The sequence below is a fragment of the Microbispora sp. H10836 genome (assembly GCF_012999525.1).
Taxonomy (GTDB): Bacteria; Actinomycetota; Actinomycetes; order Streptosporangiales; family Streptosporangiaceae; genus Microbispora.
Genome location: NZ_JABBWU010000012.1, coordinates 253,270 through 273,842, shown reverse-complemented (window position 1 = coordinate 273,842; position 20,573 = coordinate 253,270). Strand labels below are relative to the sequence as shown.

The window sequence follows — 20,573 nt, the reverse complement described above, 5'->3', positions numbered from 1 at the left end:
CCCGTCAGGCCTCTTCGGGGTCGCGTCCGAGGATCGAGCGGCCTCCGTCGACCGGCACGGTCGCGCCGTTGACGAAGCTCGCCTCGTCGGACAGCAGGTAGGCGACGGCGGCGGCCACCTCCTCCGGGCGTCCCACCCTGCCGGCCGGATGCAACAGGCCCATCTCACGCTCGATCCGTGCGGCCTCCGCGGGTTCCTGGCCGCGCAGGAACGCCTCGTAGCGTTCGGTGCTGATCGAGCCGAGGGCGACGGCGTTGACCCGGACGCCGCGCGGGCCGTAGTCGACGGCGAGTGCCCGGGTGAGTCCTTCGACGGCGGCCTTGGCCGTCGCGTACGGCAGGGAGCCGCGTACCGGCCGCCGCGCCTGGTGGGAGGAGACGTTGACGATCGCCCCGCCCGTGCCGGCGCTCAGGAAGCGGCGGATCGCGGTCATGCATCCGACGACCGCCGGGTTGAAGTTCGCCCCTATGAGATCCAGGACCTCGCGCGCCGACGGGGAGTCCAGTGAGGCCTCGCGGAACACGGCGGCGTTGTTGACCCAGCCGGCGAGCGGGCCCGCTGCCTGCGCCAGGTCGGCGGCCCGCTCCGCGACGGCCTCGTCGGCGGCGTCGCCGGCCACCGCGATGACCCGGGAACCCGCCGGGTGGGTGCGGGTCCATTCGAGCGCCGACGGGTCGAATTCGATCACGACGACACTGTCGGCGTCGTGAAGGAGGCGCTCGACGAGCGCGCGTCCGACGCCACGGCCACCCCCGGTGACAACGTACGAAGAGCCCACGTCTGCCCCTCTCGTGGATCAAGATCTACGTGGCCGACGAACGACGTACCCTAATGACCCATATATAGATCATCACTACTATTTGCGCCGTGATGAGAAAAATGATCTCGGTGGCCGCCGCTGCCGGTGCCGTCATCGGGACCGTCGCCGTGACCGGCGCCGACCGTGCCTCCGCCTCCTCCACCACGTCTCTGCGGCTGTCCGGCGGGCTGACCCTGGAGCTCCCCCGCGCCTGGCGGGTCTACCGGAGCGCCGACCAGGTGCACGTGGTGACCGGCGCCTGCGCCAAGCCCAAGGGTCACTATTTCGAGCCCAGGTGCCGCGGCTTCTGGGTGATGGGAGCGAAAACTCTCAAGACCGGCGGCGAGGGCTTCCGGCGCTACAACCCTGTCGATGGACCGTTCTATCCCGCCGTCGACGTGGCTCCCTGCCCGACCGACCCCAAGCTCGGCCATGTCCTCGGCAAGGCGATCGCCGTCGGTCACCGGAACATCGGGGAGGGCCACAAGGCGCACTACCGCGTATGGCCGGGGCGCTGCGTCACGAACGACGACGCGACCGAGAAGTCGACGTTCAAGCAGCGCGAGTGGTACCTGCCGAAGGAGAGGCTCCTGGTCGTCGACCAGTGGGCCACTCCCGGACTCGCCACCGTGCTGCAGAACGCCACCTGGAAGAGCTAGCTCACGGTCTTTTTCGGCCCCTCGACGGTGCTCGGTCACAGGCGCCGGCCGTGGCCCGCGCGGGCGGCCGGTGCGCGACGCCTTGGGGCGAGGCGCGTGTCAGGCTTCCGTGGTCTGGGGAGCACAGCCTGTCAGGGCGGCCGCGGTCTGGGTGAGGTGCCGGACCAGCACCTCGGCCGCGGTGTCGGCGTCGCGGGCCAGCGCCGCCTCCTCCAGCCGGCGGTGCTCGCCCACGTGATCCCGGTCGGGGTCGCGGTGCGCCGAAAAGCGGCGAGCCAGCTCGCTCGCGGTCCACAACCGGTCGAAGGTCTCCAGCAGGACGAGGTTGCCGCAGCCCTCCAGCAGGGTGCGATGGAAGACCCGGTGGGCCTCGGACCATGCACTGCTGTAGTACTCGCCTTCCTCGGGCACGAACGCCGGGGTGCGGGCCAGCCGGTGATGGGCGGCTCGTACGCGGGCCTCCCAGTCGACGTCGCCTCGCTCGATCGACATGCGCAGCACGACCGGTTCGATGCTCCGGCGGGCCTCTGCGACCTCCTGCCAGCGGCGGTCGGAGAAGGACGGGACGGCGAAGCCGCGGTTGGGCAGCCGGTCGGCGAGGCCCTCGCCGACCACCCGTACGAGCGCCTCGCGCACGACGGCCAGGCTCACGCCCTGTTCCTTGGCGATGTCCTGCGGTTTGAGGGCGTCACCCGGTCTGTGGTCCCCGCGCATGATCGCGTCCCGCAGGTGTGTGTAGACCTGCTCGGACAGCATCTGCTTGCCCGGAGAGGTCGGGGGGTGGGCCGTCTGAGCCATGCGGTCAGCATAGACGATTCGGCAAATAATCGATTGCAACGGAAGACGCCGGCGCGCCTCTCCGCGAACCGCGGCTTCTCCGTCGGCCGCACCACCGACACCCCGCAGCACAACCTGAAAGGAACGACGCGATGACCGCCAACGACCCCTTCGCCCGCCTTCCCGAGGCGGCCTCCTTCACCGTCACCAGCACCACCGTCACCGACGGCGCCGCCTGGCCGCCCGAGCAGTTCTCCTCCGGGGTCCCCGGCGGGAAGGACATCTCCCCGCAGTTGTCCTGGAGCGGCGCCCCGCAAGTCACCAAGAGCTACGCCGTGACCGTCTACGATCCCGACGCCCCCACCGGGTCCGGGTTCTGGCACTGGGCGGTCGCCGACATCCCCGCCACCGTCACCGAACTGCCCGAGGGGGCCGGCGACGACATCGGCTCGGGCCTGCCCGAGGGCGCCTTCCAACTGCCCAACGACGTCCGCGTGGCCCGCTTCATCGGCGCCGCGCCGCCGGCCGGACACGGCCCTCACCGCTACTTCGTCGTGGTGCACGCCCTCGATGTCGAGTCCATCGGCGTCCCGGCCGACGCCACCCCGGCCCTGCTCGGCTTCACCATGGCCGGCCATACCCTCGGCCGCGCGGTCCTCATCGCTACCGCCGAAACCCCCGCCTGACGAACAGCGAGTCCGGACTCGTCGGGTGACCCTTGGCCTCGTGGTCACGGGCCACCCACGTCGTGGCAACCCACGACGGCCCCCGCGACAGGGGCGGCTGAGCGTCTGACACATGAGGGCCGCCCGCTGAGGCGAGCGCCCACGACGAAGAGCAAAAGCAGGTGCGGAAACTCACCGGCTTCGCAGTCAGACGGCCTCACCCAACTGCTCGGCCAGCCGCTCCAGACCACCCTTGATGAGCCGCCCATAATCGTCGTCGCCAAGCGCGCCGATCCCGGCTCGGGCCTGCTGGAGGTGCTCACGGGCGCGATCGAGATCGCCCAGCTTGCGGTAGCACTCGCTCAAGTTCAGGTGCAACGACGGATATAAGCCCGCCACCGGAAGCGGCACCCCAGCTTGCGCCACCGCCTCGTCGGTGACCCGATCAGCGGCGGCAAGCGCTCGCAGGTCCCACATCAGCTCCTGGTGCACGTCGTCCTGCACATCGGCCATCGAGTGGGCAAGAACGCAGACATGCAGCGGATCGCCTTGCTCGCCGCCGATGTCGTCCCAGATCTGCGCGAACAAGTCACGAGCGGCTTCACGCTGGCCCTGGTGGTGATGCAACTCCACCCCCTGGCCGATCCGGGCCAGCGTTGGATCGGTGGTCATCGGTGGCTCCTTCACCGTCGCGGGCAACCGCGGTCAGCCTACTTGCCGGGCGTGGATTGAAGATCGGTCCTCGCGATGTAATACGGCCTGTGTGCTTGGGGTCGCCGGCCCACCAGGCTGAGTGCGCGTAGGGGCTGACAGGTAGCTCCTCGCCCATGACGCGGGCGACCTGAGCGAAGCTCATTGTGATGTGCTCGCCTCCGTCTTGCTGGAGGTGACAGACCAGGCGTTCGTACTGCTCTCAGGCGACCACGCCGTCAGGGTGAAGGCCGCTTCGGCCGCGCTTGTCACGAGCGGCCGGAAATGCCGGCGGCTGGGACCGGCGACCACGACCGAGCGTTACGCCCGCATCGCCAGTCCCCAGGTGAAGGACGCCGGCGAGCGCATGGGGGCGGCCTTTTGGGGCGAAGGCTGCAAGCAACTGCAACTCAAACTGCAACCCTCACGGGTTTGGAGATCAAAAAGCCCCCCTCGCCGAAGTCGACGAGAGGGGCTTTGAACTGCGGAGGCTCGGGGATTTGAACCCCGGATGGGCTTAAGACCCAAACCGCATTAGCAGCTCGGCTCCTGGCCGTCCCGATCCGTTCCACCTGGACCAACACCGCTCGGCGGTCCTTCTCGAACGGCCTGGGACGGCGGGGAACTGCAACTAAAACTGCAACTAGGGCGGGGTCGTGACCTGCGCGGACGCGCACGCCTTACCTTCCGCGCATCCCGTATGCCGTCGACCCACCGCGAAGCGGCAGCGGGCCGGCGACGGAGGGGCAAGCCCGTCTTTGCGTGTACCTTAGCCGCTCGCCGTTCCTCGGCCATTGGACGCCAAGGGTCACAGACGGGCTTGAGCCGTAGGAGCCGGTCTGCTGGGCTATGCCTGGGTCGATGGCAGAAGGGATGCGCGGGCACCTACCTCAGCCACTCGGGACCCGCCTCCCCAACTTCGCGACATCCCGGAGCCGGAGGCCCCCGCCGGAGGCATTCAGATCAAGCTGTATCGGCGAGATCAACGATTGCCAGGGCTCGTAGCAGCCCGGACAGATGCGCCAGGTCATGCCAGAGAATGACGTCGTCATTTTTCACGCGATCAGGCGCGTCCTGCAGCTCAGCCAGGTCGTCACTGATCTGTCCGCAGCCGACGTGTTGGGTTGGATCGCTGTACATGTCCAAAGCGGCTTGGAGAGGGATGTCCCAGTACGCAGTAGTCGACGTTCCACCGCGAGAGGTCGATTCGGGCGCCATGTCGTCGCTCGACGGCGTCCAGGAGCAGGGTAGACAGTCGGCGGAGGTCTGCGATCTCCAGGGCCATGTCACTCATGCGGTCATCGTTGCAGCAGCGCGGGGTGGGGCGCTCTTATGCGGTCCGCGGCCTGAGCCGCCGGCGGCCAGGACCGGCCCCCAGGCCGCACGCCCGGCCGACGAGCGGGCGAAGGCCCGCGAGGCGGCGCGCAGCGCCGCCGCCTTGATCTCTACTAGAACAACTCAGCAGCGAATCGACGGCCACCCTGCTGCTGGTAGATGCGTTTGTCAGCCCAGCGGCATTCATACAATCGGACAAATCACCCAGAACTGGGAGTGAGTGGTCTATTACCGACATATTGTGCCCAGATATGGGGGGCATACCGCCCCGCTTAAATAGCATTTTGTTACACCTTAAGACCTATCTGTAAAATGCCGGCCGAGAGTCCGACAATCAGCGCATCACCCGTCCATGAAAGAGCATATCCCGGGTGATGCACAGGAATAGAGCAATAGCGCTCACCGGCTACGGGATCATATATTGACACAACACGAGCATGACCAACCATGGCTAGCAGATCATTGTCACCCTCTCGGGGGACACAACACATTGCATACGTTTCGTCTTCCATACAATATTCCTGAAAGTCTTCTCCCGAGACCGGATTCCACAAGTATAGAATGCACTCATCGGTGGCGATGGCGAGTAACGGTGTCTCACCTCCGTCTACCCGCACGGTGGCCAGAGAATAAATCTCTCCAACTGGAGCTCCTCGCCATGTGCGCTGCAGAGCACCTGTTTCTGGATCCCACACACGAACAGTGCACCAATCTCCTGCGGTAGCGAGCAGGGTCCGGCCGTCAGATAGCCGAATTGTACACATTGCCGTCACTCTACCCATGTTTTCCTGTAGCACGCTCTTTAACTCACCCGTTGCTAAGTTCCAAGTGCTCACGTTTTCCGTAGAGGCTACTGCAAGCAAGCTATCGCCTTCCTCTCCTGGGATTGGGCGCATCAGCCGAATATCGGCATCATCGACCCTCCATCGATTTATGACAGAACCGCTGGGGATATCCCATAGGGTAATGCTGCCACCATAGCTGGTGACTAAAGCTTCTTGATTGCCCGGAATGCATGCTGCACAGAGCGCAGTACTATAGGGAGCAAACTCCAATCGCGCACCATCAAAGGAGTTCCAGATGGTGATGGTTTCGCCAATCAATGCGGCAACTCGCCTCTGGCCATCCGCCATAAGAAAGCAGATCGAATCGACCTTCTTGATATATGTGTCTCGTATTTCAGCTCGCCCTGGGGTATTCACATCCCACAGCCGGACAATTGAGTCATCACTGCCGGTGGCTAGCAACACTCTTCCGTCGTGGATAGGCACAGCGCACATGCCTGTGACTCGTCCGGTATCACTCTCTAAAGATCCTTGGAATGTACCCGTCACGGGATCCCAGAGACTAACTATGCGATCAGTCGCGGCAGCTAGGAGAACTGAGCCGTCCTCGAAGGTTACTGTGCACATCCATGTCACGATGTCACCAGCGCTCATATCAATCTCGCATATAAACCCGCTGTCCGCGTCCCATATCTTTATCTTTCCTCTGACCGCTATCGCTAGTAATGTACGACTATCAGACAGCAGAATAGAAGCGATGGCCGTCGCTCTGTCTGAGGAAACGTGGCGAACTTGCGGCGGGGCCTCTACATCCTCGCCACTAACATACCAAAGTAATATCGAGGCACTATCGGCAATGGCAATCGCGTCTCGGGTTTGACTAGGTATAGCACATATAGTTGTGATCCGCCTCTTGTGCCGATATTCCAGTAGACTATCTCCGCTCTCAGGGTCCCAGAGGATGACAGTGCGAATATCAGCAGTAGCAAGCACGGTGCGGTTCTCGATAAGAGATTTAAGCGTACACACTGCGGTCACCAAGTTTCCTCGGTGCGAATGAATCACGTAAAACATGAACGCACCCGTGTTGGGCTCCCAGAAGTTAACAGTATTAGCCCTAGTCGTAGCAAGAAGACTAGTGCTATCGTTTAAGGGCACCGAGCACATGGCATCTACAGGATTGTCGACATCTGTAAGAGTGCGGTAGCGTTCCCCAATCTCCGGATCCCAGAGACGAATAACGCCGCCATCATCGCCAGTGGCGAGTAGCGTGCGATCCTGACTCAAGGTGATTGCACAAAGAGAGTTAACTCCTCCAATGTGGCCCTCAAGGACGGCCCGTTCTGTACGAGGCGCAGTTGAGGCCCACATTGCATAATATTGGCCAGTTTTGCTCAGCTCCATATATACGCTGCCTAGCTTCTCCAGGGCTTCAGTGACGCCGAATAGAGAAGCCCGAAGTTCGGTACTAGCGCTGACTGCGAAGGGAGTCATCTGCAGCAATCGCGCTCGTTTACGCCCTAGTGTTGTAACCGCAAGGTCAGCCAGAGGAATCAGCCGGCGCAAGTCTGCATGAAGCAGGAACTGGTCATCGGCAAGTAGCTCGTCGATCTGCCTTGCCCTCGCCGCATGCGCAGGTAGAGATCGAAGCAGGTAGCTCGGAGCTGAGGCCCAGCCATGCTCCATTCCTATCGCTCTAAAAATCTTAGTGAGTTCACCTTCATCTGCGCCGCGAGGCGAGTGGTCTAGGCGAGTGCTAAGAAGAGAATCATTTAGAGCTTGATGAAAGAGGCGATAAACACCAGTCCGGCCTTCCTCGGCAGACTCTACAAGGAAGTTAGCAGCGGATGAGCGAGCAAATCTCGTTAGTAGCTGAGGAGCTATCTCCTCTGCGGTAAGTGCTTTGATTGCTTGGAGCCAGAGATCGACGGTAAATCCGGGTGCTTCCGCGAAAGCCAGGACGGTCAGGGCGGACTCTGCCGATATCGGCCCTAGGGGTTGCAAGCGTTCAAGGTAGGCTCGCAGAGCTTGATCCACGCTTGCCGTAAAGGCCAGAGTCGGCACATCCACTGGTCGCTGGTCATGCAGACCATGGGTTCGCGCCACTAGTCCCGCGACTAGAAAATTGCGATCAGAAAGTTCTGCAATTCGCTCTGCTACTGGGAATGCCACTCTATCTTCATGATAGGGATTCTCAGGCCGCTCATCTCCAACAAGTTGTAGTGTGGCCATAGCATAGGCACTAAGGTCACTCCCAGAAAAATATTCAGAGGTGTCTAAGTCGATCACCTTAGCAGATCCTCCAAAGGATCGGAGGATGTCACCCTCATCATCTCGCGGTCGGGACCCCACCACTACTTGAGCCCCTAGATCAGCGCATGTCTCTACCAATGGAAGAACAATTCGAGTGATGATAGTTCTGGTTTCACTTGGGGAGATAGTCTCATCGAGAGCGTCAATTATCACGTTGAAGCGACGCCGACTATCTGAAAGGACTGCATTAATTGCAGGCGCGAGATCTTCAACATACTCAGGTAGAGGTGCTGAAGCTGCACGCGCGATTTCTCTCGCTACGTCTAGTGCGGTCTTTCCTTTGGCATGAACAGCGCAAGCTACCGATCCTATAGATGCGCATACAGCATCGTCCTGAGATGGTAGCGCGTTGCGTAATTGCGCGTCTGCCGTTGTGACGATCCTGCCTAGTACTGCAGACTTACCCACCCCCGGAGAGCCTGTTACCACTAAGGCTTGACGATGCGGGTTCTCACTATCGAGCCATTTCACGATTTCGGTTAAGGCAGCAGTCCGACCGCGGAACCGGTAACCTCGTTCGCTTTCGACAGAAACTCCCCTAGCACGAGGCCGCCAATGCCGTACTCCTTCGGGATCTGCCTCCAGCGTCCATCCCCAGGCGGCTAAGGCCACCTCACCTGCCTGCTCCGTCGCCCATTTTTCTGCCAGAGAGCGGATCTTCTCTTCCGGAAAGCAGAGGTCGGCTTGGTGAAGCGTGATAGCCCGGCCACCACCATCAGCATTTGCCTGACCTACGATGCCGACAACAGCTTCATAATCGTGAGACCATACGCCTCCTCCACTAAATCCTCGAGCGAGGGGAGGCTGAGATCTAGTATCTAGTCTGACCCACCCATAACCCAGTGATGAATTAACCTCACCTTCGGCAAAGTCGCCCCATGGATCCGCATTTGGAAAACCAAAGGCCCACCATTTTTTCCCTACCAAGTCCATTGGGCGTGGGCATCGAATCGGTGCCGGATGAACGCCGACAGGGATATCGTCGTCTAAAGCAAGAAGTGCGAGATCTGCGATTTGGGACGGTTGAGCAACCGTTACTTCGCTGACACGACGCCGTTGACCATGCGCTTCGTCCGATTTCGGAAAGGCTATCCATAGCTCTTCTAGCGGTATGCCGTTCCTTGTGACCACGTGCGCAGCAGTTAAAACTCGCCGATTATCGATAACTAAGGCCGTCCCGAGTGGAGAGTAGTCATCGGCCAGTTGATGGACCGCAGCAACCCATGAATCGACCGTCGGCTCTCCAGGCATAGGCTTAAGAGGCCTCCGCCGAAGTAGCGCCGTGGGTTTCTTTAATACCTTCTTCTGATTTTCCCATGCTAGGCCGCCATGTCATGGACACTTCAAAATTGCCTTCCGTTGCCGCTTTCGCGACTAACCAATTCATGGTCCCGGTGACTTTGATTCCAAACTTCACCTGAATCTCATGGGGTGAAACTTCTTTAGCCTTGTCCAATACCAACTTCGCTGCTCGCACTGCAGGCTCGAGCGCCTCCCGCACGGAGCCGACGATCTCCTCGGGACCACCCGCCGGTTGGTACCCGGGTAGCACATCGACTTCGAAACGGACCTGGGTGGATTCGTCGAGTTCGTACATCACAACTTGAGATGACACCTTCGCTCCCTATCTGGGGTCTATATCGGGTGTTCCAAGCCTAGAGCGGACAGAGAGGCTCAGGGGAGACCATCCGGAGAAGTTGTTAAGCGGTCAGCGTTCACTGTGCTCCTCCCGATACCCGCGATGAGTCAACGGGCGGCACAGTCCTTGCATGCCTACGTAAGTGCAGCCCAGCTTCCACTGGTACTGCGCGTTTCGAGGAGGATATGTGCCATTATGTGATCTTTGTCAGCTCTGATGGCTCAGGCTCTCGTGGTAGAACGCTCGGTATGGAGGATCGGCGGGATCGACTGCGGGAGCTGGGCGAGCTGCTGCGGCGGTTGCGTAAGGATGCGGGGCTTACGGGTAAGGAGCTGGCGCAGCGGGCTGGGGTGGCGCAGCCGACGATCTCGCGGATGGAGACGGGGCGACTACTGCCGACACCGGAGACGGTTGAGCGCGTCTCTGCGGCTCTCGACCTCGACCAGGACGCGCGGCGCGAGTTGGACACTTTGCTCGTGCGGCTGCGTGACGAGGTGTCGCGGCTGAAAGGTGGGCTTGCTGGCCGGGAGGCGGCAAACGCTGCGCGTGTTCGCTCGTCGAAGTGGCTGGCGGTCTTCTCCTCGGCGATGATTCCGGCTCTGTTGCAGACGGCGGAGTATGCGCGGCTGGCAGTGGCGATCGGCCGGGATGTCGATGAGGACGATGCAGCCAAGGCCGCCGCCGCACGCGTTGATGCACAAGCGGTCCTGTTTGAGGAGGGCCGGCGGTTCGCGTTCGTGTTGACTGAGGGTGCGGTGCGTACGTGGCCGGGGTCGCCGTCGCTGATGCTGGCTCAGCTCGACCGGTTGGCCCAGGTGTCGACGCTGCCGCATGTCCGGCTCGGGGTCGTGCCGTGGAAGGTGGAGGCGCCGGCCTTCCCACTGCACGGGTTCACCATCTACGACGGATCTGTGAGTGTGGTGGAGAGCCTGGCCGGTGACCTCACACTGACCGAGGCGGCCGAGATCGGCGCTCACGAAGAGGCATTCGAGGCATTCGCGGGTGCCGCCCTCTACGGGGATGAGTTGCGGGCGCTGCTGGGTGAGATCGCGGCGGACTTCCGGGAGCTGGCGAAGCAGCTCGATGAGCGACGCATTTATGCGTCGTATTCCTTGAGATGATCCTACTGTTGGTCATACGCTCACGTCGATGGCATGTCTAGCCCCCTATACGACGGAGCGTGTTCCATGCCCCCATGGCGCCTGTCCCGGCACTTCCTCGGCCGTCCCGCCTCGGTTACCGAAGCCCGCCGCTTCATCACCGCAACCCTCGGCGCCTGGCCGGTCGTCGAGCCGGCCGAACTCATCGTGAGCGAACTGGCGACCAACGCCGTCCGGCACACCGCCTCAGCCCGGTTCGGCGGCAAGTTCATCGTCAGCATCCAGGCCGAACCTGATCAGGTTTGGCTCGGCGTCACCGATGAGGGCGGCCCGGGCCTCCCCCGGCTCGTCCGGCCCAGCCACGAGGAGGGCGGCCGCGGCCTGCTGCTGGTCGCTTCCCTGGCCGACAACTGGGGCGTGTACGGCAACCAGGCCGGCCGTACAGTCTGGGCGCTGCTCAAGGTCGACCCCATCGCCTCCGCCGCACAGGCCACGGGCCGGTCATGAGCTGCGTGAGCCCGCACGTCCCCGATCGCCGGCAGCCCGGCTGCACGAAGCTGGCCTGGTTCAAGCCCTCGGACGGGGCGCGGATGCTCGTGCTCGCCTGGACCTGCGACTGCCTGGCCATGGTCTATGAGCTGTGCCAGGCGGGCGGACAGGGGTTCATTCGGCGTACCCTCCAGAACGAGGACGCACCTGAGATCCGCGAGACCCACTGCTGGCCCCTCGCCCACGCGCGTGAGGTCTGGGCGGCCCTGTTGACGGGGATGGCGCGGTGAGCCCGCGCGGTGTCCCTAACCGGCGCTCGGCGATCCGGGCTGTGGACCCAAGGACCGGCAAACCCGTCAAAACCGTACTGTCAAGAGGGATAGACGGCATTTCGTCTAGGGCCCTAGACTCGGATGCGCACCATCGAGGAGGAACCGTGCCACCGAGCGACCTGGACAAAATCGCCGCGATCGACGATCCCTACCTGCTGCTCCGGGTCGCCACCGAACGACTCAACGCCGCCCAGCAAGAAGTCACCGAGCTGGCCCGGCTGCGCCGCCGCGTCATCCAGGAACTTCACGCCCAGGGCATGTCGTATGCGCAGATCGCTGAGAAGGCCGGCCTGTCCCGCGGGCGTATCCATCAGATCCGCCACACCGGCCCCGCCCCCGAAGGTGCTTTCCTCGGCGTCGGCACCGTGACCGTGGTGACCCCGCTGCGGCACGACGCCGCGACCGGCCGCTCCATGGTCGCTCTGGACGACATGCGCGCCGGCAAGCGCCTGGAAGACCTCGCCCGGACCTTCGGCCTGACCGTCGCCACCGACAACGTCACGGTGGACGGGCAGATCGACCTCAACCGGCCCGGCCTGCTCGTCATCTGCGGCCCCCGCATGTCCGGGGCTATGCGGGCCGCCTACGACGCCGATCCGGTTATCCGCTGGGATCGCGACGACAAGGGGTGGAAGCTGGTGGACAGCCGGACTGACCAGGAGTACCGGTCCGGTTCGCAGTTCGACCCTCAGCAGCCGACCGACTCGGCCTTCCTCGGCAGGCTGCCCCGCCCGGACGGCAACGGGTCGTTCCTGGCCATCGCCGGTATCCACCCTAACGGCTCCCTCGGCGTCATCCACCTACTCGCCAGCGAGATCGCCACGTTGTGGGGGCAGGTCGGCGACCGCCGCTTCTCCTGTGTGGTCGGCGTTGAATACGACCCGCAAACCGGGGAACCAGTGCGGGCGGAACTGGCCAGCCCGCTCTACCGGCACGAGGACACCTGAATGCGCGTCGCCTTCGCCAGCGAACCCGCCTACCCCGACCGGCCCAACGAAGACTTCATCGGCGCAACCGCCGACGCCGTCGTCCTGCTCGACGGCGCCAGCATCCCCCCAGGTGTCACCTCGACCTGCTCGCACAGCGTGCGCTGGTACTCCCACACCCTCGGCTCCACCCTGCTCGCCGAGATGACCCAAAGCGCCGGCCCCCTGCCCGAACTCCTCGCCCAGGGCATCAAGCACGTCACCTCACTGCACGTCTTCACCTGCGACCTGACCCACGGCGGCTCCCCCTCCGCCACCGTCATCATGCTCCGCCAGGCCGCCGACCACCTCGACTGGCTCGTCCTCGGCGACTCAACCCTCATCCTCGACACCGGCGTACCCGAGCCGATGGTGATTTGCGACGACCGGCTGGAACAGGTCGCCGCACCCCACCGCGCACGCCTCGACAGCCTGCGCGGGGGCACACCCGAGCACGCCGAAGCCCGCCGCGAGTACGTCGAAACCCTGAGCCAGTACCGCAACCGCGACGGCGGCTTCTGGGTCGCCTCAACCGACCCCCTCGCCGCCGACCACGCCCTCAGCGGCACGATCCCCGCCGACCAGGTACACGCCGCGGCCCTGCTCACCGACGGGGCCGCCGACGCCGTCAGCCGCTACCGGCTTATTGCCTGGCGGCAGCTCCTCGACGTCCTTGCAGAGGATGGCCCGGCCGAGCTGATCCGCCAGGTCCGCGACGCCGAGCGCTCCGACCCCCACGGCGAACGTTGGCCGCGCAGCAAACCCCACGATGACGCATCGGTTGCCTACTGCTGGCGGGCTCATCAAGCAGGCTGAGGTCAGCCTACCCAGATGATGTCCACGACCCGTACCACGTATGCCGCGTCGATCGGCACGTAGGTGACGAACCCTCGCCCCTGCCCGAAGTCTGCTCGCCGGACCATCGGGTCGTGAGTGGCCATAGTGGTGAGGGGGTCGTAGGGGTCGTCACACACCACGGCCATGCCCTTGCCTAGGGCGTCCAATGCGTCCTCGGGGAACCCGCCAAGCTGGGATAGCGCCCGCTCTGACAGGTCAGGTTCCCAGGTCACGACGCGCGGCGCGCGCGTTCGGCGGCTAAGGCCTTGTCCAGCGGCGTGTAGCTGCCTGTGCCGGCTTTAGCATCCTCGATGGCTTCGTAATAGCCAGGCTGGTTGGCCGCGATGGCGACGAGGCTCCAGCGGTGCAGTAGCCGTCGGAGTGCGGCGTATTGGGTGATGTCGTCTCGGGCGGCCTGCGCGGCGGCACGGTACTGGCGGAGGAACTCCTCGCGCTCCCGTTTTGGCAGCCCTCGCAGGATCTCGTTGGGGTCCTCGGGGTCTTCCTGGTGGACGGGTTGAGCGCTCATAGGGGCAGCATATGCGTGACCGCTCAGCGCTGCCCGCTCCTCTGCCGTGGTGAGCATAGGAACCTCCCTCGCCGATGTTCCTGGTGCACGATCCCGACGGTACGACGGGGTTTGGAACGCGTCATGACTGCTCAAAGTCATACCTTCCTTCCTAACTGGCGGGATTCTGGCCACTCAGGTTGATAGTGCTCGCTGAGTTGCTGAGCCTCAGGCCAGGGCGGCGACGTGTCCTCACAGAGCAGACCTCGGCCCTTTATCGCGAGCTGGCGAGGGAGGACGGTGCGCTTGTCGAGGCCGACGGCGATGCCCATGGGCTGCCCGATGGAGCGGATAGGAGTTGCAGCCGTTGGAGTCGGCTGCGTCCGCCATCGCAATCAGGACTACATCGTCCAGCCCCCTAGACAGCCCTCCTAAGGCTTGTTATCTTCTTCCGCATAGCCCCCTAGACAGTTTCCGTCGCGGATCGGCCGCCGCTGTCTAGGGGGGTGGACAATGAGGTGGTGAACGATGGCACTGCAAGGGCCCATTCCGATCAGCTTCGAGCTGCTGTTCCCGCACGGCTGCTACGTCGTGGGCGAGGTGACCGCGGCAAAGGACTTCGACGCCAAGCGGGACACCCAGGCCAAGGACAAGGTGACCGGACTTCCGGTGTGGCAGGTCCCGGTGATGGACGCCGACCCCTCGCTCAAGGCCGCGCAGAAGACGGTGACCGTGAAGATCCTGTCGGAGGTTCAGCCGGTCGTCCCGCCGTCGCTGCCTGGGGTGCCGCTAGCCCCGGCCGAGTTCGACGGGCTGGAGGTCAAGCCGTACGTGCATCAGGCGACGGGGCGGCTGGCCTACTCGATCTCGGCTCGGGTGATGCGGGCTCCCCGCTCGGCTTCGGCCGGCAAGTCCAACACGGCTGCGAAGGACGCGGCGTGATGGGGCGGCGGACGGTGCGGCCCTCGGCCGTGATCAGCCTCAACACCGGGGGCGGGGCCTCAGTCAAGACCATGCCGTACCCGGCCCGCACGCCGGTGCTGGCGCTGGACTTCGGCTCGACGTCGGTGCTGCTGTCCACTTCGGACAGTGATCAGGTCAGCCCGGCCGATGTCGAGTTCGCGCGGCAGCTCGCCCGTGAGGCGGCCTCGTTCGCCCGGTCGGTCGAGCGGCGGTTTCACGGCCTGGCCAACGGTCGCGGGGTGGCCTGATGGCACACGGTCCCTACACCCACGTGTCGATGTCGATCGACCCCGGCCAACGGCCCCGCATCGGCATCTCGTTCTACGCCTCGATCACGCAGGCGCGGGCTCGGGTGCTGGAGTCCGGGCGGCCCTACCTGGTCCTGGAGTCCGACGAGGCGGACGTGACCGTCTCGGCCACCGGCGCCGGACCGGTCACCACCGACGACCTGGACATCGCGCGACAGATCTTCAACGCCGCCGCCCGGTACCTGGCCGACTGCGAACGCATCCACGCCGAACACACCCAGGCCACCGACTCGGCGGCCTGACACGCAAGCGGGGCCGCAGGAAGCGGCAACTTCCGGCGGCCCCTCGATCTCTCCCTGACTGCGCATCACAAGAGAGGAGTTCAGCTTATGCTCAAGCGCCTTCCCGGTGGCGAGGTCCGCAACCTCGTGTCCACCACTCCCGACACGGCGGTCGTGTTCAAACCGGCCGTCGTCCAGACCCCGGCGATCCTCACCATCCTGGTCGTCCTCGGCCACCTGGTCGCCGGACTCGTCCGTACCCTCGTCGTCCACCCCATCGCGGTCGCGGTGCTCGCCGTCCACTGCGTGATCTGGATCCGGTACGGCTGGCCCACAGCGGTCGCCGCGATCACCATCCCGCTCTCGTTGCTGTTCGGCTGGGTGCTGGCCGACCGGGCATCGTTCGCCCGCTGGATCGGCTGGCGGCTGCTGGCCTTCTGGCGCCGCTTCTGGATCTACCGGCGGCACTGGCAACCCGTGATGATCGTGTCCGGGCTCGGCCGTCACCTCCAGGGCCGCGACTACCTGCCCCGCCTGCTCCGGGTCGAGTGCGACGGCTGGGCCGACCGCGTCACCGTGCGCATGCTGTCCGGGCAGGCCGTCAAAGACTGGGCCGACCGCACCGACCACCTCGCCCACGGCTTCGGCTCCCCCTCCTGCCGCATCGCCGTCTCCAAGGCCGGACGGCTCGTGCTCACCTTCCCCCGACGTGACCCGCTCGCCGAACCCCTGCCCGCCGTCCCGGTTCCCGAGTCGGCGGAGGTCGGGCCAGTGGAGATCGGCCGATGCGAGGACGGCACGCCATACCGGCTCAAGCTCCACGGCACGCACGTCCTCATCGCAGGCGCGACCGGGGCCGGTAAGGGCTCGTGGCTGTGGTCGACAATCCGCGGCCTGCTCCCCGCGATGCGTGCGGGCCTCGTTCAGGTCTGGGCACTCGACCCCAAGCGGATGGAACTGTCCTTCGGCCGCGCCCTGTTCGGCAGTCGGTACGCCGCCGATCCGAAGGAGTGCGCCGACCTGCTCGACGACGCCGTGAGCGTGATGCAGGAGCGGGCCGACCGCTTCGCCGGCCTCCAACGCTCGCACACGCCGACCGTCGATGACCCATTCGTCCTGGTGCTCGTCGACGAGGTCGCGTTCCTCACCGCCTACCAGTCCGACAAGCAGCTTCGCCAGCGCATCACTGCGGCCCTGGCCACGCTCACCACGCAGGGCCGCGCGGTCGGAGTCGGCGTCATGGCCGCGCTCCAGGACCCCCGCAAGGAGGTCATGAACATCCGCAACCTGTTCCCCGACAAGATCGCCCTCCGGCTCGATGAGTCCGAGCAGGTGGACATGGTCCTCGGCGACGGCGCACGCGACCGGGGAGCACTCGCCGACCACATCTCACCAGTCCCGGAGCTGGGCGCGGGCGTCGGCTACGTCCGGCTGGAAACCTCCCCCGATCCCGTGCGAGTCCGGGCCGCCTACGTCTCCGACGCCGACATTCGCCAGATGGCCGCCGAGTACGGCGGTCGAAGCGAGGCCGCATGAACGGCCTGGTGCACTTCCTCGACGGGCTGCGCTGCTCCATCTGCGGCGCGCTCAACGTCCTGTGGCTCGACCCCATCCGCGGCCTGGTCGAGTGCCACGAATGCGGCCAGACCGCCCTCACCATCCCCGAGACCGCAGAGGAGGACAGTTGATCGACCCCACCGACGCCCAGCAGGCCGGGGGAGACCAGCCGACCTCCCCCGCTCGCCTCAACGACCGGTCGACGCCCCGGGCCGTCCGCATGGCCCAACCGCTCGCGAGGGACGTGGTAGAGGAGATCGCCAAGCAGTACGGCGTGTGTATCCGGCCGGTTCCGCTTCGGCGGCAGGACATCCTCACCGGACAGGTTGAGGTCATCGACGTGCCCTGTGGGGCGACCCTGGAGAGCAAGTGCCCGCCGTGCGCCAAGCGGAACCGGCAGCTTCGGCGGGCGCAGTGCCGGGAAGGCTGGCACCTCGACCACGAACCCGTCAACCTGCCCGACAACGCCGACGACTATCAGCGTCACCTCGTGGAACTGCGGGCCGACGCCCAGGCATGGCGGGACGAGGTCGAAAAGGCCGGCGGCGACACCACCGACCTGGACGCCGCCATCGACGAGGACCTGGACGAGGAGATTAACCGTGCGGGGATGCGCGGCAACGTCCTCGGCCGCACCTCCGGCAAGCGCTCCCGCTCGACCAAGCGGCGGCAGGATGCCCCGGACCTGCCCAAGCGGCAGATGACCAAGACCACCCTCGGGCGGACCTTCACCGGCTCAGACGGCAAGACCTACCGGCCGTCGATGTTCGTCACGCTCACCCTGCCGTCCTATGGCCGCGTGCTGGAGGGCGCGCCCCTCGACCCGGACCGCTACGACTACGCGCGGGCGGCTCGCGATGCGCTGCACTTCTCCAAGCTGGTCGATCGGTTCGTGCAGAACCTCCGTCGTGTGGCGGGCTATGACGTGCAGTACTTCGCCACCGTCGAGCCTCAGAAGCGGCTCGCTCCGCACCTGCACATGGCGATCCGCGGGACCCTGCCCCGTGCGGAGCTGCGGCAGATCGTCGCGGCCACGTATCACCAAGTGTGGTGGCCGCCCACTGATGTCGTGCGGTTCGAGGGCGACCACCTGCCTGTGTGGGAGGACGGGGCCGGCTACCTCGACCCGACCACGGGGGAAGTGCTGCCGACCTGGGAACAGGCCCTCGACCGCCTCGACCAGGACGACGAGGCCGAACCCCTGCACGTGCTCCGCTTCGGCGACCAGCTCGACATACAGAGCGTGCTCGCCGGAACCCCGGACGCCGACCAGCTCATCCAGTACCTCTCCAAGTACCTGACCAAGAGCCTCGGTGACGCCCTCGGCACCGACGACCCACGCCGCAAGGCACACGCCGAACGGCTACTTGAGGCGTTGCGGTTCGAGCCGTGCTCGCCCACGTGCCCGAACTGGTTGCGGTACGGAGTGCAGCCCAAGGGCGCCAAGCCGGGCATGGCCCCGGGCCGATGCAAGGGCAAGGCGCACAAGCCCGACCACCTCGGCTACGCGGGCCGCCGCGTCCTCGTCTCGCGCAAGTGGTCCAACAAGACCCTCACTGAGCACAAGCAGGACCGCCGCACCTGGGTCCTGGAAGCCCTCGGCGTCGAAGACGGACCGGTCGACCCCCACCGCTACATCTGGCGACCGGTCAAGCCCGGAGATCCCGACCTGGCCCCGATCGGCGTACGCCTGCTCCGCTCGGTCCACGAACGGCAGCGATGGCGTAACCACCTGGCCCGGCTGACAGCCGAGGCAGACGGGCAGGGTTTTTCGGCAACTGAAGGGAGGGCAGCGTGATGGACAGACTCTTCTACCGACCCAAAGACGCGGCGGTCGTCCTCGGCATGAGCCGTACGGCGGTCTTCCGGCTGATCAAGACCGGTGAGCTTCGCTCGGTCAAGTACGACGGATACCGCCTCGTTCCGGCTGACGCCCTTCAGGAATTCGCCCGGCGTCTAACCAAGGCGGCGTGATGGCCGACCGCAAGCCGAACGGGCGATCGTCCATCTACCTCGGCCAGGACGGCTACTGGCACGGCTGGGTGACCGTGGGCATCAAGCCGGACGGGTCCCCTGATCGCCGTCACCGGATGGGGAAGACGGAGGCGGAGGTCACACGCAAAGTCCAAGAGCTGGAGGGCAAGCGCGAGACCGGGCAAGTGGCCAAGCCGGGCAAGGTCCCGACCGTCGCCGAGTGGATCACCGAATACCTCGACGTGATCTGCGAACGGCTCGTCGCGTCGGGCAAGATGGCGCCTCGGACCCTCGACGACTACCGCTCCAAGACCCGCCACTGGATCATTCCGCTCCTCGGCCGTCACCGCCTCGACCGACTCGCCCCTGAGCATCTGGACAAGGCGTACGCGACGATGCTGGAGCAGGGCCGGTCGTCGAGCACGGTCCTCAAGGTGCATCGCATCCTGTCGCGCGCCCTGAAGATCGCCGTACGCCGGAACAAGGTCACCAGGAACGTCGCCACGCTCGTGGACGCGCCGGTCGCTGCTGACCCCGATCTGGAGCCGCTGACGCGCAACGAGGCGCGAAAGATCCTGGAGGCGGCGAAGTCGCGCCGGAACGCAGCCCGCTGGTCGGTGGCCCTGGCCCTCGGCATCCGCCAGGGCGAAGCGCTCGGCCTCCGGTGGTCCTTCGTCGACCTTCAGACCGGCGTGATCAAGGCCTGGTACCAGGCGCAGCGGGCACCGTGGAAACACGGCTGCGACGACCCTCACGCGTGCGGCAAGGAGTGGCACCGCTGGCCGTGCAAGCCGCGGTGCAAGGTCCACAAGCACGACCCCGGCTGTCCACAGGACTGCACAAAGCGCGGCCACGTCTGCCCGACGCGAACATGCGCCAAGGACTGCACCGGCCACGCCGACAGGTGCCCGAAGCGTACGGGCGGCGGCATCGTCTTTCGGCAACGCAAGGGCCGCAGCCGACTCACGCTCCAGTGCCCGCCCGAGCTGCTTCCGATCCTGAGAGAGCACAAGAGGCGCCAGGACGCCGAACACGCGGAGGCCGGGGAGCTCTGGGAGGATCACGACCTGCTCTTCCCGACGAGGCGGGGCCGGCCAATGGAGCGCAGCGAGGACTACAAGATGTGGAAGGCCCTCCTGCGCCAGGCCGGGGTCAGGGGAGCCCGGCTCCATGACGCGCGACACACGGCGGGGACACTCCTCGTCGAGCAGGGCGTCCACATCCGGGTCGTGCAAGAGATCCTCGGCCACGCGCGAGTGACGACCACGGAGCGTTACACCCACATCGCCAGTCCCCAGGTGAAGGACGCCAGCGAGCGCATGGGGGCGGCCCTGTGGGGCGAGGACTGAAAGCGCCCGCAACCCGAAGGCTGAGAGCAACTGCAACTAGAACTGCAACTAGAGGCCCTGTGGAGATCAAAAAGCCCCTCTCGCCGAAGACCGGCGAGAGGGGCTCTGAGCTGCGGAGGCTCGGGGATTTGAACCCCGGATGGGCTTAAGACCCAAACCGCATTAGCAGTGCGGCGCCATAGACCTGACTAGGCGAAGCCTCCTGGTAGCGCGTTGCTCAGCACAGCGTACCGGCGATCGCCCAAGGCGGCAAAGCGGATTGCCGGTGCCGCGTTGGATCAGTTCTGTGGACTCACATGGCGGGGCGA

The 20,573-nt window shown here is 65.1% G+C and carries 23 protein-coding genes and 1 tRNA gene; 15 read left to right on the top strand and 9 right to left on the bottom strand.

Translation table 11 applies throughout. The features are described from left to right. Window positions 1–4: 4 nt before the first annotated feature. The gene (locus HHX30_RS23250; RefSeq protein ID WP_169984067.1) at window positions 5–778 is read right to left on the bottom strand and encodes an SDR family NAD(P)-dependent oxidoreductase; all 774 of its coding nucleotides are present in this window, start codon (window positions 776–778) and stop codon (window positions 5–7) included. A gap of 92 nt (window positions 779–870) precedes the next feature. Between HHX30_RS23250 and HHX30_RS23245 the strand changes: the two genes are divergently transcribed. Beyond that, window positions 871–1,458 carry a hypothetical protein gene (locus HHX30_RS23245; RefSeq protein WP_169984066.1) on the top strand — a complete coding sequence of 196 codons (588 nt, stop codon included), beginning with the start codon at window positions 871–873 and terminating at the stop codon, window positions 1,456–1,458. Window positions 1,459–1,557: 99 nt separating this feature from the next. On the opposite strand, the gene HHX30_RS23240 is transcribed toward HHX30_RS23245, so the two are convergent. After that, entirely contained in the window at window positions 1,558–2,256 is a 699-nt protein-coding gene (locus HHX30_RS23240) for a GntR family transcriptional regulator (RefSeq protein ID WP_169984065.1), read from the bottom strand. 131 nt (window positions 2,257–2,387) lie between these two features. Between HHX30_RS23240 and HHX30_RS23235 the strand changes: the two genes are divergently transcribed. Continuing rightward, window positions 2,388–2,921: a YbhB/YbcL family Raf kinase inhibitor-like protein gene (locus HHX30_RS23235; protein ID WP_169984064.1), complete on the top strand. Its 534-nt coding sequence runs from the start codon at window positions 2,388–2,390 to the stop codon at window positions 2,919–2,921. A gap of 186 nt (window positions 2,922–3,107) precedes the next feature. Here HHX30_RS23235 and HHX30_RS23230 read toward each other — a convergent pair whose 3' ends face one another. The 4 genes from HHX30_RS23230 to HHX30_RS23215 all read right to left on the bottom strand — a co-directional run bounded on the left by HHX30_RS23230 (window position 3,108) and on the right by HHX30_RS23215 (window position 9,620). Beyond that, window positions 3,108–3,572, bottom strand: coding sequence for a hypothetical protein (locus HHX30_RS23230; protein WP_169984063.1), 465 nt, complete (start codon window positions 3,570–3,572; stop codon window positions 3,108–3,110). Window positions 3,573–4,553: 981 nt separating this feature from the next. Beyond that, window positions 4,554–4,730: a hypothetical protein gene (locus tag HHX30_RS40830; RefSeq protein ID WP_211592379.1), complete on the bottom strand. Its 177-nt coding sequence runs from the start codon at window positions 4,728–4,730 to the stop codon at window positions 4,554–4,556. A gap of 482 nt (window positions 4,731–5,212) precedes the next feature. After that, on the bottom strand, window positions 5,213–9,274 hold the full coding sequence (locus HHX30_RS23220; protein WP_169984062.1) for a trypsin-like peptidase domain-containing protein: 4,062 nt from the start codon (window positions 9,272–9,274) through the stop codon (window positions 5,213–5,215). A gap of 4 nt (window positions 9,275–9,278) precedes the next feature. Then, window positions 9,279–9,620 carry a CU044_2847 family protein gene (locus tag HHX30_RS23215; RefSeq protein ID WP_211592378.1) on the bottom strand — a complete coding sequence of 114 codons (342 nt, stop codon included), beginning with the start codon at window positions 9,618–9,620 and terminating at the stop codon, window positions 9,279–9,281. A gap of 290 nt (window positions 9,621–9,910) precedes the next feature. Here HHX30_RS23215 and HHX30_RS23210 point away from each other — a divergent pair, with 290 nt between their 5' ends. The 5 genes from HHX30_RS23210 (at window position 9,911) to HHX30_RS23190 (ending at window position 13,364) form a co-directional block, all read left to right on the top strand. After that, window positions 9,911–10,783, top strand: a complete 873-nt coding sequence (locus tag HHX30_RS23210) for a Scr1 family TA system antitoxin-like transcriptional regulator (protein WP_169984060.1) — start codon at window positions 9,911–9,913, stop codon at window positions 10,781–10,783. A gap of 66 nt (window positions 10,784–10,849) precedes the next feature. Then, window positions 10,850–11,269: an ATP-binding protein gene (locus HHX30_RS23205; RefSeq protein ID WP_169984059.1), complete on the top strand. Its 420-nt coding sequence runs from the start codon at window positions 10,850–10,852 to the stop codon at window positions 11,267–11,269. A gap of 5 nt (window positions 11,270–11,274) precedes the next feature. Beyond that, window positions 11,275–11,541, top strand: coding sequence for a hypothetical protein (locus HHX30_RS23200; RefSeq protein WP_169984058.1), 267 nt, complete (start codon window positions 11,275–11,277; stop codon window positions 11,539–11,541). Window positions 11,542–11,687: 146 nt separating this feature from the next. Continuing rightward, on the top strand, window positions 11,688–12,530 hold the full coding sequence (locus tag HHX30_RS23195; protein ID WP_311922764.1) for a sigma factor-like helix-turn-helix DNA-binding protein: 843 nt from the start codon (window positions 11,688–11,690) through the stop codon (window positions 12,528–12,530). Then, the gene (locus HHX30_RS23190) at window positions 12,531–13,364 is read left to right on the top strand and encodes an integrase (protein ID WP_169984057.1); all 834 of its coding nucleotides are present in this window, start codon (window positions 12,531–12,533) and stop codon (window positions 13,362–13,364) included. It abuts the gene before it with no gap. A 2-nt stretch (window positions 13,365–13,366) separates the two neighbouring features. Here the strand turns inward: HHX30_RS23190 and HHX30_RS23185 are convergent, their stop codons facing one another. Continuing rightward, complete coding sequence (locus tag HHX30_RS23185; protein WP_169984056.1) at window positions 13,367–13,552, bottom strand: hypothetical protein; 186 nt, start codon at window positions 13,550–13,552, stop codon at window positions 13,367–13,369. 62 nt (window positions 13,553–13,614) lie between these two features. Next, a complete protein-coding gene (locus HHX30_RS23180; protein WP_169984055.1) occupies window positions 13,615–13,914 on the bottom strand; it encodes a DUF6247 family protein in 300 nt (99 codons plus the stop codon). 507 nt (window positions 13,915–14,421) lie between these two features. Here HHX30_RS23180 and HHX30_RS23175 point away from each other — a divergent pair. The 8 genes from HHX30_RS23175 (at window position 14,422) to HHX30_RS23140 (ending at window position 20,265) form a co-directional block, all read left to right on the top strand. Next, a complete protein-coding gene (locus tag HHX30_RS23175) occupies window positions 14,422–14,835 on the top strand; it encodes a plasmid replication, integration and excision activator (RefSeq protein WP_169984054.1) in 414 nt (137 codons plus the stop codon). After that, window positions 14,835–15,104: a hypothetical protein gene (locus HHX30_RS23170; RefSeq protein WP_169984053.1), complete on the top strand. Its 270-nt coding sequence runs from the start codon at window positions 14,835–14,837 to the stop codon at window positions 15,102–15,104. The genes HHX30_RS23175 and HHX30_RS23170 overlap by 1 nt, the downstream gene beginning before the upstream one ends. Further along, entirely contained in the window at window positions 15,104–15,406 is a 303-nt protein-coding gene (locus HHX30_RS23165) for a hypothetical protein (protein ID WP_169984052.1), read from the top strand. The genes HHX30_RS23170 and HHX30_RS23165 overlap by 1 nt, the downstream gene beginning before the upstream one ends. Window positions 15,407–15,493: 87 nt before the next feature. Next, window positions 15,494–16,921 carry an FtsK/SpoIIIE domain-containing protein gene (locus tag HHX30_RS23160; protein WP_169984051.1) on the top strand — a complete coding sequence of 476 codons (1,428 nt, stop codon included), beginning with the start codon at window positions 15,494–15,496 and terminating at the stop codon, window positions 16,919–16,921. Then, complete coding sequence (locus HHX30_RS23155; protein ID WP_169984050.1) at window positions 16,918–17,073, top strand: hypothetical protein; 156 nt, start codon at window positions 16,918–16,920, stop codon at window positions 17,071–17,073. The genes HHX30_RS23160 and HHX30_RS23155 overlap by 4 nt, the downstream gene beginning before the upstream one ends. Before the next feature lie 89 nt (window positions 17,074–17,162). After that, on the top strand, window positions 17,163–18,740 hold the full coding sequence (locus HHX30_RS23150; protein WP_169984113.1) for a replication initiator: 1,578 nt from the start codon (window positions 17,163–17,165) through the stop codon (window positions 18,738–18,740). Next, window positions 18,740–18,916 carry a helix-turn-helix domain-containing protein gene (locus HHX30_RS23145; protein ID WP_169984112.1) on the top strand — a complete coding sequence of 59 codons (177 nt, stop codon included), beginning with the start codon at window positions 18,740–18,742 and terminating at the stop codon, window positions 18,914–18,916. The genes HHX30_RS23150 and HHX30_RS23145 overlap by 1 nt, the downstream gene beginning before the upstream one ends. Next, window positions 18,916–20,265, top strand: a complete 1,350-nt coding sequence (locus tag HHX30_RS23140; RefSeq protein WP_211592376.1) for a site-specific integrase — start codon at window positions 18,916–18,918, stop codon at window positions 20,263–20,265. Before HHX30_RS23145 ends, HHX30_RS23140 begins: the two co-directional genes overlap by 1 nt. Before the next feature lie 113 nt (window positions 20,266–20,378). Here the strand turns inward: HHX30_RS23140 and HHX30_RS23135 are convergent. Further along, window positions 20,379–20,468: transfer RNA gene (locus tag HHX30_RS23135), tRNA-Ser, on the bottom strand. Between the last annotated feature and the right edge of the window lie 105 nt (window positions 20,469–20,573).

Coding starts and splice junctions, on each gene's coding strand:
- HHX30_RS23145 (WP_169984112.1), top strand. CDS start 18,740: ATGGACAGACTCTTCTACCGACCCAAAGACGCGGCGGTCGTCCTCGGC.
- HHX30_RS23245 (WP_169984066.1), top strand. CDS start 871: ATGAGAAAAATGATCTCGGTGGCCGCCGCTGCCGGTGCCGTCATCGGG.
- HHX30_RS23165 (WP_169984052.1), top strand. CDS start 15,104: ATGGCACACGGTCCCTACACCCACGTGTCGATGTCGATCGACCCCGGC.
- HHX30_RS23170 (WP_169984053.1), top strand. CDS start 14,835: ATGGGGCGGCGGACGGTGCGGCCCTCGGCCGTGATCAGCCTCAACACC.
- HHX30_RS23150 (WP_169984113.1), top strand. CDS start 17,163: ATGGCCCAACCGCTCGCGAGGGACGTGGTAGAGGAGATCGCCAAGCAG.
- HHX30_RS23220 (WP_169984062.1), bottom strand. CDS start 9,274: ATGCCTGGAGAGCCGACGGTCGATTCATGGGTTGCTGCGGTCCATCAA.
- HHX30_RS23205 (WP_169984059.1), top strand. CDS start 10,850: ATGCCCCCATGGCGCCTGTCCCGGCACTTCCTCGGCCGTCCCGCCTCG.
- HHX30_RS23230 (WP_169984063.1), bottom strand. CDS start 3,572: ATGACCACCGATCCAACGCTGGCCCGGATCGGCCAGGGGGTGGAGTTG.
- HHX30_RS23155 (WP_169984050.1), top strand. CDS start 16,918: ATGAACGGCCTGGTGCACTTCCTCGACGGGCTGCGCTGCTCCATCTGC.
- HHX30_RS23215 (WP_211592378.1), bottom strand. CDS start 9,620: ATGTACGAACTCGACGAATCCACCCAGGTCCGTTTCGAAGTCGATGTG.
- HHX30_RS23235 (WP_169984064.1), top strand. CDS start 2,388: ATGACCGCCAACGACCCCTTCGCCCGCCTTCCCGAGGCGGCCTCCTTC.
- HHX30_RS23180 (WP_169984055.1), bottom strand. CDS start 13,914: ATGAGCGCTCAACCCGTCCACCAGGAAGACCCCGAGGACCCCAACGAG.
- HHX30_RS23140 (WP_211592376.1), top strand. CDS start 18,916: ATGGCCGACCGCAAGCCGAACGGGCGATCGTCCATCTACCTCGGCCAG.
- HHX30_RS23240 (WP_169984065.1), bottom strand. CDS start 2,256: ATGGCTCAGACGGCCCACCCCCCGACCTCTCCGGGCAAGCAGATGCTG.
- HHX30_RS23210 (WP_169984060.1), top strand. CDS start 9,911: ATGGAGGATCGGCGGGATCGACTGCGGGAGCTGGGCGAGCTGCTGCGG.
- HHX30_RS23190 (WP_169984057.1), top strand. CDS start 12,531: ATGCGCGTCGCCTTCGCCAGCGAACCCGCCTACCCCGACCGGCCCAAC.
- HHX30_RS40830 (WP_211592379.1), bottom strand. CDS start 4,730: ATGTACAGCGATCCAACCCAACACGTCGGCTGCGGACAGATCAGTGAC.
- HHX30_RS23160 (WP_169984051.1), top strand. CDS start 15,494: ATGCTCAAGCGCCTTCCCGGTGGCGAGGTCCGCAACCTCGTGTCCACC.
- HHX30_RS23175 (WP_169984054.1), top strand. CDS start 14,422: ATGGCACTGCAAGGGCCCATTCCGATCAGCTTCGAGCTGCTGTTCCCG.